General features: G+C 55.0%; 19 protein-coding genes. 7 read left to right on the top strand and 12 right to left on the bottom strand.

The window, feature by feature from the left end; all coding sequences use genetic code 11:
• The first annotated feature begins 18 nt into the window (after positions 1–18).
• The gene (locus OSB_RS14425) at positions 19–1017 is read left to right on the top strand and encodes a polyprenyl synthetase family protein (protein ID WP_049835653.1); all 999 of its coding nucleotides are present in this window, start codon (positions 19–21) and stop codon (positions 1015–1017) included.
• Here the strand turns inward: OSB_RS14425 and OSB_RS14420 are convergent.
• The 3 genes from OSB_RS14420 to OSB_RS14410 all read right to left on the bottom strand — a co-directional run bounded on the left by OSB_RS14420 (position 1010) and on the right by OSB_RS14410 (position 5378).
• Positions 1010–1861: a 4-(cytidine 5'-diphospho)-2-C-methyl-D-erythritol kinase gene (locus tag OSB_RS14420; protein ID WP_234967423.1), complete on the bottom strand. Its 852-nt coding sequence runs from the start codon at positions 1859–1861 to the stop codon at positions 1010–1012. The two genes, OSB_RS14425 and OSB_RS14420, sit on opposite strands and share 8 nt — an antisense overlap.
• Complete coding sequence (locus tag OSB_RS14415) at positions 1854–3575, bottom strand: tetratricopeptide repeat protein (protein ID WP_049835652.1); 1722 nt, start codon at positions 3573–3575, stop codon at positions 1854–1856. The genes OSB_RS14420 and OSB_RS14415 overlap by 8 nt, the downstream gene beginning before the upstream one ends.
• Positions 3576–3731: 156 nt before the next feature.
• Positions 3732–5378, bottom strand: coding sequence for an electron transfer flavoprotein-ubiquinone oxidoreductase (locus tag OSB_RS14410; protein ID WP_049835651.1), 1647 nt, complete (start codon positions 5376–5378; stop codon positions 3732–3734).
• Between the two features lie 214 nt (positions 5379–5592).
• Between OSB_RS14410 and greA the strand changes: the two genes are divergently transcribed.
• Together greA and OSB_RS14400 are read left to right on the top strand one after the other, a co-directional pair.
• Positions 5593–6063, top strand: a complete 471-nt coding sequence (gene greA, locus OSB_RS14405) for a transcription elongation factor GreA (RefSeq protein WP_049835650.1) — start codon at positions 5593–5595, stop codon at positions 6061–6063.
• Between the two features lie 40 nt (positions 6064–6103).
• A complete protein-coding gene (locus OSB_RS14400) occupies positions 6104–7117 on the top strand; it encodes an MFS transporter (protein WP_049835649.1) in 1014 nt (337 codons plus the stop codon).
• Here the strand turns inward: OSB_RS14400 and OSB_RS14395 are convergent.
• Both OSB_RS14395 and mobA read right to left on the bottom strand, forming a co-directional pair.
• Positions 7114–7698: a GNAT family N-acetyltransferase gene (locus OSB_RS14395; RefSeq protein ID WP_049835648.1), complete on the bottom strand. Its 585-nt coding sequence runs from the start codon at positions 7696–7698 to the stop codon at positions 7114–7116. The genes OSB_RS14400 and OSB_RS14395 overlap by 4 nt on opposite strands.
• On the bottom strand, positions 7689–8270 hold the full coding sequence (mobA, locus tag OSB_RS14390) for a molybdenum cofactor guanylyltransferase MobA (RefSeq protein ID WP_049835647.1): 582 nt from the start codon (positions 8268–8270) through the stop codon (positions 7689–7691). The genes OSB_RS14395 and mobA overlap by 10 nt, the downstream gene beginning before the upstream one ends.
• A 70-nt stretch (positions 8271–8340) precedes the next feature.
• Here mobA and OSB_RS14385 point away from each other — a divergent pair, with 70 nt between their 5' ends.
• Both OSB_RS14385 and OSB_RS14380 read left to right on the top strand, forming a co-directional pair.
• Complete coding sequence (locus tag OSB_RS14385; RefSeq protein WP_049835646.1) at positions 8341–9060, top strand: AzlC family ABC transporter permease; 720 nt, start codon at positions 8341–8343, stop codon at positions 9058–9060.
• Between the two features lies 1 nt (position 9061).
• Entirely contained in the window at positions 9062–9391 is a 330-nt protein-coding gene (locus tag OSB_RS14380) for an AzlD domain-containing protein (RefSeq protein ID WP_143831345.1), read from the top strand.
• On the opposite strand, the gene OSB_RS14375 is transcribed toward OSB_RS14380, so the two are convergent.
• The 4 genes from OSB_RS14375 to OSB_RS14360 all read right to left on the bottom strand — a co-directional run bounded on the left by OSB_RS14375 (position 9385) and on the right by OSB_RS14360 (position 11150).
• The gene (locus OSB_RS14375; RefSeq protein ID WP_049835644.1) at positions 9385–10008 is read right to left on the bottom strand and encodes a hypothetical protein; all 624 of its coding nucleotides are present in this window, start codon (positions 10006–10008) and stop codon (positions 9385–9387) included. The two genes, OSB_RS14380 and OSB_RS14375, sit on opposite strands and share 7 nt — an antisense overlap.
• A gap of 7 nt (positions 10009–10015) precedes the next feature.
• Positions 10016–10150 (bottom strand): aa3-type cytochrome c oxidase subunit IV, encoded by a 135-nt coding sequence (locus OSB_RS14370; protein ID WP_049835643.1) that lies wholly within the window; start codon positions 10148–10150, stop codon positions 10016–10018.
• A 71-nt stretch (positions 10151–10221) separates the two neighbouring features.
• Positions 10222–10674 (bottom strand): DUF6173 family protein, encoded by a 453-nt coding sequence (locus OSB_RS14365; RefSeq protein WP_049835642.1) that lies wholly within the window; start codon positions 10672–10674, stop codon positions 10222–10224.
• Positions 10675–10688: 14 nt separating this feature from the next.
• Complete coding sequence (locus OSB_RS14360; protein WP_049835641.1) at positions 10689–11150, bottom strand: Lrp/AsnC family transcriptional regulator; 462 nt, start codon at positions 11148–11150, stop codon at positions 10689–10691.
• Between the two features lie 105 nt (positions 11151–11255).
• Here OSB_RS14360 and OSB_RS14355 point away from each other — a divergent pair, with 105 nt between their 5' ends.
• Together OSB_RS14355 and OSB_RS14350 are read left to right on the top strand one after the other, a co-directional pair.
• Entirely contained in the window at positions 11256–11495 is a 240-nt protein-coding gene (locus tag OSB_RS14355; protein WP_049835640.1) for a DUF6356 family protein, read from the top strand.
• Position 11496: 1 nt separating this feature from the next.
• The gene (locus OSB_RS14350) at positions 11497–12237 is read left to right on the top strand and encodes a class II glutamine amidotransferase (protein ID WP_049835639.1); all 741 of its coding nucleotides are present in this window, start codon (positions 11497–11499) and stop codon (positions 12235–12237) included.
• Here OSB_RS14350 and OSB_RS14345 read toward each other — a convergent pair.
• Genes OSB_RS14345 through OSB_RS14335 form a run of 3 tightly spaced genes read right to left on the bottom strand, consistent with a single transcriptional unit; the run spans position 12225 to position 15173 of the window.
• Entirely contained in the window at positions 12225–13253 is a 1029-nt protein-coding gene (locus OSB_RS14345; protein WP_049835638.1) for an MBL fold metallo-hydrolase, read from the bottom strand. The two genes, OSB_RS14350 and OSB_RS14345, sit on opposite strands and share 13 nt — an antisense overlap.
• A complete protein-coding gene (locus OSB_RS14340) occupies positions 13246–13476 on the bottom strand; it encodes a hypothetical protein (protein ID WP_049835637.1) in 231 nt (76 codons plus the stop codon). Before OSB_RS14340 ends, OSB_RS14345 begins: the two co-directional genes overlap by 8 nt.
• Positions 13473–15173 (bottom strand): acyl-CoA dehydrogenase, encoded by a 1701-nt coding sequence (locus OSB_RS14335; RefSeq protein ID WP_049835636.1) that lies wholly within the window; start codon positions 15171–15173, stop codon positions 13473–13475. Before OSB_RS14335 ends, OSB_RS14340 begins: the two co-directional genes overlap by 4 nt.
• Between the last annotated feature and the right edge of the window lie 10 nt (positions 15174–15183).

Below are 15183 nucleotides of genomic sequence, written 5' to 3'. Positions count from 1 at the left end.
GTAACTGACGGAGCTGTGATGAGCTTAGACCACGCCGCGACAAAACCACACGAACGTCTAGCTGCCGCTTTGGCAGTTGAGATGGATGCGGTGAACGTGCTTATTCGTGATCGCATGGCGTCCGAACATGCCCCGCGTATCCCCGAAGTCACCGCGCATTTGGTTGAAGCGGGCGGTAAACGTTTGCGTCCAATGTTGACGTTGGCGGCGGCTAAGCTGTGTGGCTATGACGGGCCGTATCATGTTCATCTGGCTGCAACGGTTGAGTTTATTCACACGGCGACGTTGTTGCATGACGATGTTGTTGACGAATCTGCGCAGCGACGTGGGCGGCCAACGGCGAACCTGCTGTGGGACAACACAAGCAGCGTATTGGTAGGCGATTACTTATTCGCGCGGTCATTTCAGTTAATGACAGAAACAGGCTCGCTCGATGTGCTGCGTATCCTGTCAAACGCCTCCGCGACGATAGCTGAAGGCGAAGTGCTTCAGCTTACCGCGGCAAGTGATCTGGCGACGACCGAAGAAATCTACCTTCAGGTTGTTCGCGGCAAAACAGCGGCGCTGTTTTCAGCGGCGATGGAAGTTGGCGGAGTTATTGCTGGGCGCGACGAGGCGACGGTGAAGGCGCTGTTTGATTACGGCGATGCACTGGGTGTTGGTTTCCAGATTGTAGATGACTTGTTGGATTACGCGGGCACTGACGCCATCGGCAAAAACATCGGCGACGATTTCCGCGAACGCAAACTGACGTTGCCGGTGATCAAGGCCATTGCACTGGCGGATGCTGATGAGCGCGTGTTTTGGGACCGTACGATTGCGAAAGGTCGCCAAGACGACGGCGATTTGGAAACCGCTCTTGAGCTTCTGGTCAAGCACGGCACGCTTGAGGCCACAAAACTGGAAGCTTTGGCATGGATGGAAAAGGCAAAGGCAGCCTTGGCACCGTTGCCCGACCACCCAGTTAAACCAATGCTGTTAGATCTCGCGGATTACGTCGTCGCCCGCGTTAAGTAGGCGCTTCGTCGGTCTTCGCCACCCACCATTCAGGATGTGCTAAGCGCAGTGCTTTGACTGCGGCGTCCTGTGCGTCGCTATCTTCAAACAATGCAAAACACGTCGCGCCGGAACCTGACATCCGCGCAAGCTCGCAACCGCGTTGCGCAGATAGGGCCGCGAGAACGTCGTTGATAACTGGTGCAGCGGCAAGGGCCGGCGTTTGCAAATCGTTGCGCTGACGGGCAAGCCAGTCAATCCACTCATCAATATCAAACGGGTCTGGCATATCGTTAGACATAGAGGCGTTGGATTTGCTACCAAGCCCGTTGAAAACGGTCGCCGTTGAAACACCAACATTAGGGTTCACCAAAACGATATCAAGCATCGGGGCAGGGCCGAGCTTTTCCAACTCATCCCCAATGCCACGCATTCGGGTCAGCTCTGATGTCATACAAACAGGCACGTCAGCCCCAAGCGCAAGGATGGTTTCCGCGTCTGGAATCGGAATGTCCCAGAGCCGCGATAACGCCCGCAACGTTGCAGCGGCATCCGCAGAGCCACCACCAATACCAGAGGCCACTGGTAGGTTTTTGTGCAACGTGATCGCCGCTCCATTTGGCACGCCAAACGACCGTGCGGCGCGCAGGACGAGATTATTATCATCAACGTCCAAATCAGTGGCAAACGGGCCTTCAATCGTCAGGGACAGCGTTTCGGCAGGTGCGACATGCACCGTGTCACCAAGGCTGGTGAACATCACCAAACTGTCGAGCAAATGATAGCCGTCCGCCCTTAACCCCGTCACATGCAACGACAGGTTTATCTTAGCGAAAGCGTTTTCAACGATGGTGCCGTTAGTCACCGTTCGCGACCTCAACAGTAGAAGGTGGCGAGACGCCTTCTTCGGCATAAACCGCGTGCAGACCGATCTGTAGCTTGCGGCGAATACGCTCGGCCTCGGCGTCTTCCGGGCCAAACGACAACGCACGACGCCATTGGAAACGCGCCTCAACCTCGCGTCCGACCATCCAGTAAACGTCACCGAGGTGATCGCTTAAGATCGGATCGTTCGGCTCTAGCTCGGCCGCCCGCTCGATGTGCGGCACAGCTTCTTGAAAGCGGCCAAGCTTGTAGTAGACCCATGCTAGGCTATCGACGATTGCACCACTATCTGGGCGAACGGCAACGGCCTTTTCAATCATCGCGAGGGCTTCGTCGTAGTTTTCGGTCTGGCCGCGATCGACCATCGAATAGCCGAGATAATTTAAAATAGATGGATCATCCGGATTTAGCGCAAGCGCCGCACGAAAATCTGCTTCTGCCGCGTCCCAATTATCTAAGCGTTCATTGGAAATGCCGCGTGAATATAGCAGCCACCAGCGGATCGTGGCCGTTTCGGGGTACCCATCAAGCGCGGCACTGTATGACGCCTGCGCTTCAGCGAATTGTTCTTCTCGGCGGTAAATATCGCCAAGGGATGCATGTGACAGGGGCAATTCAGGATGGCTGCGCGTCAACTGCATGAGAACTTCGATGGCATGCTCAGCCCGGCCCGCAAGACGAAGCGCTTCGGCACGGCCAATTTCCGCGCTGTGGTAAGCGGGGTCGTTTGTGGCAACCTGCGCAAATGTTTGCGCCGCAGAATCGTATTGGTCGAGCGCGTTTAGCAGCCGCGCAGCGGCGATATGGGCGTCCGCATCATTGGGCGCGATATACCGCGCGGCCTGTGCGTAAAGCAGCAGGTAGCTCTCGTTGGCTTCCCCTGCGAGAATATCGGACAGGCCCATGAACGCATAAGAAATGCCTTCGCTTGGTGTAGACACGACACGTTCCAGATTTGGGAGTTCGCCCGCTTCGATCGCATTGCGCAAGGCCGCGATCTCAGGTTCTGGATCATTTCCAAAGGCGCGGCTTGATATAGCTGCGGCTCGTTCAAACTCCCCGAGTTGGCAAAGGAGTTGTAGGTGCGCAACGACCGACGCACGGGTCGGTATGATTCCTTCATTAGCAGGCAAGTTATAGATCGCGTTCGCGCCCTCTAGATCACCAGACATCGCAAGCGCGAGGGCCTTATGTTGTTGCCCAAATCCGCGCAGGCCAGGGGTTTCGATGATCTCGTCAAAACGCATTAGCGCGTTTTCTAGCTCGTCTTTACCGACATAAGCCCACGCCTGACTTAACCCATCTATTAGCGGGCCGACCTCATGCCCAGCCTCGATCATATCAAAAATGGCATCCCAGTCTTGCGCGCGTGCCGCTTGCGCCATCAACGCAATATTAGCGATCTGGCTTTCGCCTCCGGCTTCAATAAACGGGCGCGAAATGCCGGCAGCTGATTGTATTTCACCCGTGCCAACAAAGGCTGTGATGGTTTGTTCCATCAGGGCCAAGTTATTGGCATCAGAAAGAAGTGCATCGCGAAAGTAGCCAGAAGCAGCGGGATAATCGCCAATCATGCCCGCTTGACGCGCTGCAAGGTATGCGCCCGCGTTCGGGTCAGCAGCGGCGTGGCTTGCAAAGGAAAGTGTCGCGGCACAAACCGAGAGGCGAAAGACCGTTGAAAGGCGTGATGGCAAGGGCAGCTCCGGCTATATGGGTTAACTTAGCCTAAGGCCGTGAAATCGCGGGGGCAAACAACATTTCCGCTATCTCAGCGTGTGCGCGGTTACTCGCACGGTTTGAAACGAAAAAGGCCCCGCAATAGCGAGGCCTTTCAAGCGCACTATCGAGTGCTACATATTTGGGTAATTTGGTCCATCACCGCCCTGTGGAACCGTCCATGTGATGTTCTGGCTCGGATCTTTGATGTCACAGGTCTTACAGTGAACGCAGTTTTGGAAGTTGATTTGGAACTTGCGATCCGCGCCATCACCGATGAATTCATAAACGCCTGCAGGGCAATACCGCGCAGATGGTCCTGCGAAGTCAGGGAAGTTCACCGACGTCGGGATGTTTTCATCCGTCAGCTTCAGGTGTGCGGGCTGGCTTTCTTCGTGGTTGGTGAAAGAAAACGCCACATTGGTAAGACGATCAAAGCTTAGCTTTCCGTCAGGCTTTGGATAATCGATCGGCTGATGCTTCACGGCCTGTTCAGTCGACTCAGCATCGGACTTGCCGTGCTTGATTGTCCCAAACAGTGAGAACCCGAATGTGTTGGTCCACATGTCCAAGCCGCCACCGAGAAGCGAAGCAACCATACCCCATCGTGACCACATCGGTTTGACGTTGCGCACTTTCTTCAGGTCTTGGCCAATTGCGCCTGTCCGCACTTCGGTTTCATAATCTGTCAGTTCATCAGAACTGCGACCAGCACCGATCGCTGCATGCGCGGCCTCGGCTGCGGCCATGCCAGACAGCATTGCGTTATGATTGCCCTTGATACGTGGCACGTTGACCATGCCGACGGAACAGCCAAGCAGTGCCACGCCGGGCGCGGTCATCTTGGGCATGGACTGATAGCCGCCCTCAGTGATGGCACGTGCGCCGTAGGCAATGCGTTTGCCGCCTTCCAACAGGTCAGCAACCATCGGGTGGTGCTTGAAGCGCTGGAATTCCATATAAGGGAATAGATGCGGGTTCTTGTAGTTCAGGTGAACCACGAAGCCGACATAAACCTGATTGTTCTCAAGATGGTAGATGAAAGACCCGCCACCTGCGTTGCTGCCCAGTGGCCAACCGCTAGTGTGCGTAACTGTGCCTTCTTTGTGCTTTGCTGGGTCGATTTCCCAGATTTCTTTCATGCCAAGACCGAACTTCTGCACGTCAGAATCGGCGGCAAGATCATATTTTGCGATGACTTCTTTGGACAGCGATCCGCGAACACCTTCAGACAGGAACACGTATTTGCCGTGCAGTTCCATCCCTGGTTCAGTATCGGGCCCGATTGTGCCATCAGCCTCAAGGCCGAACACGCCAGCAACGACGCCTTTGACTTCGCCGTTGTCACCGTAAACGAGTTCAGAACACGCCATACCGGGGAAGATTTCCACGCCAAGTTCTTCGGCTTGCTCGGCCATCCAACGGCAAACGTTGCCCATGGAAACGATGTAGTTGCCGTGGTTGTTCATAAGCGGTGGCATCGGGAAGTTCGGAATGCGCAGCTTTCCGCCTTCACCAAGTAGGTAAAAATTGTCCTTTTTAACTGGAACGTTAAGGGGGGCACCCTTGGCTTTCCAATCTGGGATCAAAGCATCAAGGCCACATGGGTCTAGAACCGCACCAGATAGAATGTGCGCCCCAACTTCAGAGCCTTTCTCAAGCACAACAACGGACAAATCCGCGTCTAATTGCTTTAGACGGATCGCTGCGGAAAGGCCGGCAGGCCCTGCACCAACGATAACAATGTCATATTCCATGGATTCGCGTTCAATCTCGGCCATATCGGGCCTCCCTGTGGTAAGCGTAAACTTTTGAAAGCTGGATATAGGACGACAAGGGTGACGGCAATCTCGCCGCGAAATAAAATTGCGCCTGCGCGTCGCAAACGTAACGTCTGCAAATAAAGGCCGACGCGATGTCGAACCCCCTTGAGGCGATGGCCGCCGGCGGGTTATGCATGTGCACTTGAAAAACCGAAGTTACGGATTGGTCGAAATGGAAAAAATACCGCTTACACGCGCAGGCTTTGACAAGTTGGATGCTGAACTCAAGCACCTGAAGTCTGTCGAGCGCCCTTTGATCATTCGTGCAATTTCGGATGCACGTGAACATGGCGACCTTTCTGAGAACGCGGAATACCATTCTGCCAAGGAAAAGCAGTCCTTCATCGAAGGCCGTGTAAAAGAACTTGAAGGCGTTATTTCACTCGCTGATGTCATCGACGTTAGCAAGCTAAGTGGCGCGATTAAGTTTGGCGCGCATGTGACTTTAGTGGATGAAGACACCGATAAAGAGACCACGTATCAAGTCGTTGGTGAATATGAGGCGGACATCGAGAATGGTCGTTTGAATATGAAGTCCCCAATCGCACGCGCGCTGATTGGAAAAGAAGAGGGCGACAGCGTCGAAGTTCGCACGCCAGGTGGTGTTAAGTCTTACGAAGTGCTCTCAATCGTTTTCAACTAAACTCCCAACTATTGGGCCAGTTAAATAAGGTACTTGGCGCATGACGGATGGCCCGAACAAAGCTGATGTTTCGCTCAAGGCGGGCGTGCGGTCTGACGGCATTCGTGTGACCGCTATCGAAGTCATTGCCATTGTTATCAGCCTGATTTGGCTTGTTGGCGTTGCGGTGTTCTTCCTCGTTTTACCCGGTGAAGACGAGGGCGTGGCGCAGGTTGATAGTCTGCGCTTCTTGATGACATTGATGGCGATCTTTTTGCCGATTGCGATGATTTGGATTGCAGCACTTGCTGCTCGGTCTGCCAAAGTCGTTCGTGAGGAAAGCCAACGCTTGCAGGCTGCCGTAGACGCTATGCGCCAAACCTATGTGGCGGATCGCCAAGCCCGCGGTGTAGGAATCGAACCAACCGTTGAGCGCAAGCTGAACGAAATTGCACGCGCGACCCAAAAGACAGAGACAACTCTGGCAACCTTTGCAACCTCGCGTCCGGCCGAGCGTGTGAAAGCAGCGCCAGCGCCCACCGCTACGGGGGCGGATGACCAGCCAAGTCTTGCGCTGGGCACAACTGCAGAAGAGATCGCACCACCGATTTCGCGCCCTGATTTGGTGCGTGCCTTGAATTTCCCTGACACCGAAGCCGACGAGGTCGGGTTTGCCGCCCTACGTCGTGCCTTGAAAGATCGTACCTCCAAGCAGTTGATCCAAGCCAGCCAAGATGTGCTGACGCTGATGTCGCAAGACGGGATTTACATGGATGATCTGCGCCCAGACCGCGCCCGCGCTGAAATCTGGCGCCGTTTCTCACAAGGCGAACGCGGCAAGTCTGTTGCGGCACTTGGCGGTATACGCGACCGATCCTCGCTTGCGCTTACGGCTGGCCGTATGCGTGAAGACGCGATTTTCCGCGATGCGGCGCACCACTTCTTACGCAAGTTCGACCAAATGCTGGTCGCGTTTGAAGCCGAGGCCAGTGATGAGGACATTGCAGCCCTTGCCGAAACCCGCACGAGCCGCGCGTTTATGCTGTTGGGGCGTGTTACAGGCGCGTTCGACTAGGTTTGACGGATCATAATCGTTGCGCTTTTGAACCCGAAAATGAACCTCAGTGGGCCAAGGTTTTGGCTTTCACCTGCAACAAAGCCCTTGCGTTCATATAGGGCCCGCGCCCGTGGGTTAGTGTCGATAACGTCAAGTCGCACTTCTTTGTAACCCCGATCACGGGCCTCATCACAAATGCCATTTAATAGCGCCGTACCAACGCCTTTTCCGCGCGCATTTTCGTGGACAAAGACGCCGTCCATCAAGAACCGCTCGTTTTCGGTGTCGCGCTCTAGCAACGCCAACAGACCCACACGCCACGTGCTTCCGATCCAACCATAATGGCGGGCAAGATCGCGCCACGTTCCCCCGACAAGTGCGCCATCAAATGTTTTGAACCCAGCGACCCCAAGTAAAACACCCGTTTCATCGCGGGCACAAATTGCATGCGTCGGATCCAAAACGCTTTCGATAAAGGCAATCGAACGGGATTCTGGGCCCATCACACGACCCAGTTTCTGGCCGAAGGCATCCCAATACATCGCAGCAATTTGCGCACTTTCGTTTTGGGCAAACCCTTTTGAAACGATTACAGCCATTGTGCCGCTGTGTTCAGATCATCGTTGGTGTTGATGTTGAAAAACGACGGCGGCGACGTGTCGGGAAATTGCGCAATCGCTGCGTTCTGGGCTTGTGTGAACGTGCTAACCTTGCGTTGCCCGTCTGCAAGGAACGCAGAAAGTGGGTCGCGCAATGAAACGGGCCAGATTCCAAAGGTGCCGTGTAACCCGTCCGTCGTGGCCGCAACCGCAAGACCCTCAGGATGCGCCAAGCCTGCCATAAGGAGCTGCGGAACAAGATCACAAGGAAAGAACGGGGTATCCACTGCGACGCTTACAATATGCGTCGCATTCTGTTCACGGGCCCAGTCTAGGCCGGCCAAAATTCCAGCAAGTGGGCCAAAGTTCTCAGGCGTTGTATCCGCGACAACGGGTAGCTTGGTCGCAACGGGCACATTGGAATTCACCACCAGTCCAGCGACCTGGGGCTCCAGCCGATCAGCCACACGGGCAAGCAGCGTTGCGCCACCCAGTAACAAGTCGGATTTCAGGGCGCCGCCCATTCGAGAGCCAAGTCCGCCTGAAAGGATCAGTCCCAAAGGTTCGCGCATCTTTGAACGCCTTATTGTCAATTGGTTGGGCCAAAGCTATGGCGGTTGTAGCAAAATGTAAGGCAGCTTGATGTCCGACGCGACCCAGAAATCATATTATTGGCTTGGTTTTCGAACAGGGGTTCCGTTCCTGTTGGTCGTCGTTCCATTCGGGTTGTTGTTCGGTGTGATCGCAACCGAAGCTGGTTTCACGAGCATTCAAACGATGGCCTTTTCCTCGGTCGTTTTTGCCGGCGCTGCACAGTTCACCGCGCTGCAGCTCATGGCGGAAGATGGGCCTTTCTTGATCATAATCGCAACGGCCTTGGCGGTGAATTTACGCATGGCGATGTATTCTGCATCGTTGGCGGTTTGGTTGGGCAAGGCGCCGTTGTGGAAGCGCGCGCTTATTGCCTATGTGAATGTCGATCAAAGCTATGCTGTGTCCATCAATCGCTTCGAGGATGAGCCTGACCTGACGCTGTCTCAGCGGATCAGTTTCTTTTTTGGTGCGGTTACACCTGTTTGTCCCATGTGGATTGTGGCGACGGGGCTTGGGATTTGGGTCGGTGATACGATCCCTGATTGGATGGCGTTGGATTTCGCGGTGCCGATTTGTTTCCTCGCGATCATTGCTCCAATGATGCGCAGCTTGGCGCATATGATTGCGGCCGTGGTGTCCATCGTTTTGGCGCTTGTCCTTGCGGGCCTGCCTTACAACCTCGGACTGCTCGTTGCAGCGGCCGTTGCAATGATCGTTGGCGCACAGATTGAGGTTTTGATGAGCCGGAGGGCCGCGAATGATCAATGACATGAGCGCAGGTTACATCTGGACGATCATCATTGTGCTTGGTGTTGGCACTTACCTGATTCGCTTTTCGTTCTTGGGTCTGATTGGTGGCAAAGACCTCCCCGAATGGGTGCTGCGTCATTTGCGTTATACAGCTGTTGCTGTCTTGCCGGGGCTTGTCGCTCCACTGGTGCTTTGGCCTGCTGCAAACGGCGGCGATGTAGAACCCGCCCGCTTATGTGCGGCCTTGGTAACGTTTGCCGTAGGATTACTCACCCGTAATGTCGTCGCGGCCATTACGCTTGGCGGGGCGACGCTATTTGGCATGATCTGGTTGTTGGGCGCTTACTGAGTGCCGCTAAGTTCGCGGTCAATCTCGGCCGCAGCTATGCTTTTATCATCGCTGTCAGTTTCATAGTACTCGCGGCTACGTACACCTGGAATCTTGGCGAAATCATCCGACAGGTTCCCCGGAAAGAACGTGCGGCGAAGGCTAGAAAAGCCCGGCAAACTCGCCAGCATTGCAGACGTATGCGTCGTGCAGGCGGCTTTGGGCGTTGGCCCGTTAGCGATCGCGCGCTGCAAGGCCATTTCTGCAACCTCTGGCGAAACCTCAACCTCTTGAATGAGGGAGTAGTATGTTTCGCGGGAATGGTAGGACAGATAATGCTGGTAGATCTGCGGGTTGATGCCGAAATGCACATCGTTGCGCTCAGGGATCGAAGAATGCCCAAACGTTCCCGCCGGATCCCAAAGCACCCGTTGGCTGGCATTGATCAGCAAGCCGGTGTGGGCACCGTTGTCTGATCCGACATTTTTCATGGTGAGCAACGTCAGCGTCTTCGGGCCGGGCTCAACATAAGCTACGCGTTCGATCGCGGATTGTGGCGCGAGAACTTCTTCACGCATAACAGCACCGCAGGCCGCAAGGCCAAGCGGTGCAGACAACATAAATGCGCGGCGTTTCATCGGTGGATTAACCGTTAACCAAAGCAATGAAGATCAGAAGTAGAATGCTGATAATTGCACCCTTCGTCACCATGCTCATGAAGCCATCGAATGTTTTTTCCTGAACTGAAATGTCCATTTCGCCGTGCTTGTGGTCTGCCATGTCGTGTTCCTTTAATCTCTTTGATCTCGATCTAGACGATTCAGGGGGCGTTGTCAGCCCCGCATAGGTCGTCAGGACGTCGCATCTTCCGCTTCTAGTTCCGCCGCGAGCCTAAACCCGATGCGTTCTGGTTCTTCAGCTTCAACTTGCTTTGGCAAAGCGCGCAGCATGACTGACAATTGGCTGACGTGCTGAATAAGCTGGGTCTTTGCACCAGACGGGTCAGCGCCATAGAACGTAATAATATCAGGGTCATAGTACCCCATGCCTTCAATTTTGATCACGCCAGAGCTGTCGCCGGCAAACCCCATCGCGACCTCGTGTTCATTGTCGAGCTGCTTTTCAAAGTTTTGGATGTACAAGATTAACCGTTCATAGGCCCAACGTGCAGGGCTTTTGGGTTCGGTTCCCTTGATCGCGCTGGCATCTGGCGCGCATTTCGACGGGTCTGTGTGGACCTCCCGTACCTGAGGAATAGCCGCTGATTCCAATACCTCGGCGGAGGTCACTATTTTATCATCCATGTCGGTCTCTTTGGCTAAAGGGGCAGGGCGGTCGTGTCTTTGATGTCTTCCATAACAAAGCTGGCGGAAATATCCGAAACAGGAATTCGTGATGTCAGTCGTTTATAGAAGGTATCGTAGGCCGCAACATCTGCAAGGCGAACCGTCAAAACATAGTCCAAATCCCCAGTCATGCGCTGGGCGGTTGTAATTTCAGGAAGCACCGAAACAGCCGCGGCAAAATCTTTACGCCACGCATCGGAATGGTGGTCCGTGCGAATCAAAACCAGCACAGTCAGCGGGCACCCGACCTTAATCGGATCAAGAAGCGCGACCCGCGCACGAATAACACCGCTCGCTTCCATCGCTTTGATGCGCCGCCAACATGCATTGCGCGAAAGGGCGACCTGCTCTGATATTGCGTCGACGGATTTGGTCGCATCTTTTTGCAGTATGCTAAGGATTCGATGGTCAATTGTATCTAAAACTTCGCTCATATTGGGATGGTATCCCAGTGCGCTGTGATTTGGCTAGTAAATTTGGGACGTGATTTATGGGCTCGCAGGGTAGGTTTGTAAAAAACCACTCATGGGAGCCAAACAATGTCAGACCTCAGCAATCCAAAACGCGCTACCAGCCTCATAGATCGTTGGTTCTTGGCGCATCCGGCAACGGTTAATGAAACGTATTTCCAGCACATGCGTTTTGCGTTCGGGTTCGCATTTTGGTTGGTAACGGCGGGTCTCGCGGCATTGGTTCATGCGATTTTCCCGGCCCTTTGCGAAACAACGGCCAGCCGCATTTTGCGCAAGTTGATGGATCGCATGGAGGCGCGTCACTGATATGTGTCGGATCGCAGCCTACTCCGGCCCATCAATTCCGCTAGAAAACATCATTGTGCGCCCTAAACATTCGTTGCTCGAACAAAGCCAACACGCGAGTGAAGCAAAATTGGCCGTGAACGGCGATGGATTCGGTATCGCATGGTACGATCAAGACGAAGCGCCAGGCCTTTATCGCGACGTGTTACCGGCTTGGGCCGATGGAAACCTGACGAGCTTGTGCCGCATGGTCCGATCGCGTCTGTTTATTGCCCATGTCCGTGCCAGCACTGTCGGCGAAACCAGTCGCCAAAATTGCCATCCGTTCAGCTATGGCCGTTGGTCGTTTTGTCACAACGGGCAGGTGCCGCATTTCCCAGCGATCCGGCGTCGCCTTGAGGCAGCTTTGCCTGATCATCTCTACGGCGCGCGTGGCGGGTCAACTGACAGCGAGATGATCTTCCTGACATTGCTGGCAAATGGTTTGGCTGATGATCCAAATACCGCGATGGCAAAGACACTCGAACAGATAGGTGAGGGGCGTGAACCGGTTAAGCTGACTTGTGTGTTCTCAGATGGTCAGACGCTATTTGGGTTCCGCTATGCATCCAAAGGTAAGGCACCGACGCTTTATGCGTCAGACACATTAGATAACGGCGGATTGGCGTTCGCATCCGAACCGTTGGACGGCGATAAATGGGACGAAGTGCCCCAAGGCAAGATCGTGGAATTGGGCGCGCTTAAGACCCGTCAAGCCGCCTGAAACCAATAGGCCTCATTGCGTAATTCGCGCGTTGCTTGGCCGGTTTGATGCAGGTGGTTCAGGTGGGCAAGCGCTTCGACCAAGGCGAGACCATAAACACCTTCACCGATTTCACGCTTGAACAGCGGTGCAAAGCAATCACCGGCGCGTTTCGGTTCGGCGATGTGGGTCATTAGGCGGGTTAGCGCACCGTGATGGTTATCGATGAGCTGCGTCATGCGTTTCGGCAGCCCGCTGAACGGCAACTTGTGCCCGCCCAAAACCAGATGATCTTCCCGTGCGAACTGCGCAAGGCGTTCGCAGGCCTCGAGCCATTCTGCAAGCGGATCGGCGTCAGGTTCGGTCGGATAAACACCGATGTTGGGGCTGATTGACGGCAGCAACTGATCGCCGCCGATCACCAGATTATCGTCGCGGCTCCAGAAAGTTGCATGTTCCGGTGCATGGCCGTTGCCCATGCGAATATCCCACGTGCGCCCGCCCATTTGGATCGTGTCGCCTTCTTGCAACCGTGTGAAACCAAGCGGCATTGGGTGAACGCAATCCGCAAAGTTGAACGGGCGGTCTTCGCGGCGTTTGGCCAGCATGTCAGCGTCCATGCCTGCGCGTTGGTAGAATTTGATCGATTGGGAAGGATAGGCTGGCTGTTCATCCAGCGTCAGCATACGCGCCATAAGCCAACCAGTGCGCGGCATCGCAAGGTCCGCACCAGCCTCTTGGAACCATCCGGCTAAGCCGATGTGATCAGGGTGGTGATGGGTGCCGATGACGCGGCTTACAGGTTTTCCGGCCAGCGGGCCCACCAGCAGCGTTTCCCAAATTGCGCGTGTCTTTCGGGTGTCAAAGCCGGTGTCGACAATTGTCCAGCCGTCCCCGTCATCCAACGCGTAAACATTCACATGATCCAACGCCATCGGAAGCGGCAAGCGCATCCAAAGCACGCCATCCGCGATGACAGTGGCTTCGCCGTGTTCAGGTGGTTCGGACCAAGGGTAGTGAATTTTTCCGTCAGACATTTCGAGGATGATCTTTCGCAAGCCGCTCGTTTCCACGGCGATAATTTCCGGTCAAACGAGCCATAATATCTTGCGCGTCCAATGGCGATGCTTCGTTCATATCTTCGATGAATTCTGCGGCAGTGTCACCACGCAACGTCGTCGCGACCCGCCCATGATGCGAGATCACAACGTCGCCGTTCTTCCGGTGTTTATACGAAAAACCGGAAGGGTCACCACTCATGACGCGAGATCGTCCAAGGTGACGGCCATAAGATCATCCGCACCTTCACGAACATGCGCCAAAAGACCGATGTGTTCAGGCAAAATGCGTTTAATGTAGAAGGTTGCCAAACGTGTGCGCGGCGCGTCGTCGGTCAGTGCCGCTGCGAGGTGATAATGCCCCCCAAGAACACGTGCAAAGGCCCGCAGGTACGGCACGGCGCCTGCAAATCTATCGTTCAACTCTTGCGACACCAGCCACTCGGTGGCTTCACGCAACGTTTCGGCGGCTTGCCAAACGGGTTCCGCCAGATCTGGTAGCGTTGCCTTTCCTGCTTCTGCGGCGGCCTCGATTTCATCGAGTAACGCAAAAGCAGCATCGCCGTTGTCCATCATCTTGCGGGCCACAAGGTCCATCGCTTGGATCCCATTCGTTCCCTCATAGATCGCTGTCACGCGAACATCGCGGGCGAACTGCGCGGCCCCTGTTTCCTCAATATACCCCATACCGCCATGGGTCTGAATGCCAGTCGTGGAAACCTCGACGCCGATGTCTGTTCCAAACGCCTTGGAAATTGGGGTGAGTAAGGCCGCACGCGCATTCCACGCGTCGTCACCCGTCGCACTCGCCATGTCGATCGCAACAGCATTCGCGAGGGAAATAGCCCGCGCTGTGAATACGTCGGCCTTCATTGATGCAAGCATCCGACGCACATCTGCGTGCTCTGCGATCGTTCCCGTACCGCCGGCTTTGCCTTGTTTACGCTCCGTCGCATATGCGAGCGCATGTTGATAAGCGGCTTCTGCGACACCAATGCCTTGGGTCGCAACGCCAAGACGTGCGTTGTTCATCATCGTAAACATCGCGGCCAAACCCGCGTGCGGCTCTCCGACAAGCCAGCCCGTGGCGTTGTCATATTCCATGACTGCAGTCGGTGAGCCGTGAAGCCCCATCTTGTGTTCCAAGCTGACAACACGCAGTGAATTTCGGGCACCCAAGGTTCCGTCGCTATTGGGAATAACTTTGGGCACCATAAACAGGCTGATGCCCTTCACGCCGTCCACTGCGTCGGGCAAGCGCGCCAAGACAAGATGGCAAACGTTCTCGGTGAAATCATTGTCCGCCCAAGAGATGTAAATCTTTTGCCCCGATATCGCATAGCTACCGTCATCGTTCGGCTCAGCCTTTGACCGCAACGCACCGACGTCAGAACCGGCCTGTGGTTCAGTCAGGTTCATCGTGCCTGTCCACTCGCCTGAAATCAGCTTTGGCAGGTAGGTCTCTTTAAGGGCATCGCTCGCGTGGTGTTCTAGGGCTTCGATCTGGCCCTGACACATCAACGGATTGAGCTGCAGCGACAGGCACGCGCCCGCCATCATGTCGTTTACAGCTGTCGCCAAGGTCAATGGCAAACCCATACCGCCATTTTCAGGCGAGGCCGAAATGCCAATCCAGCCACCTTCTGCGATTGCTTTGAACCCTTCGGCAAACCCCGGTGAGGTCCGCACGATCCCGTTTTCCAAGACAGCAGGATGCTCATCACCGGATTTTTGCAGCGGCGCGAGGACTTCGTCACTTAGTTTTGCGGCTTCGGTCAGGATCGCGTCACACATTTCTGATGTGGCTTCGGCAAAACGATCTGTGGCGGGAACTTGGTCAAAACCAACGACATGATCCATAATAAATCGGAAATCGGTGATGGGCGAACGATAGGGCATAGTAGGTCTC

It is taken from the genome of Octadecabacter temperatus, from assembly GCF_001187845.1.
Taxonomy (GTDB): domain Bacteria; phylum Pseudomonadota; class Alphaproteobacteria; order Rhodobacterales; family Rhodobacteraceae; genus Octadecabacter; species Octadecabacter temperatus.
The sequence above is the reverse complement of the archived record's forward strand: the minus strand, read 5'-3'. Positions and strand labels throughout refer to the sequence as shown.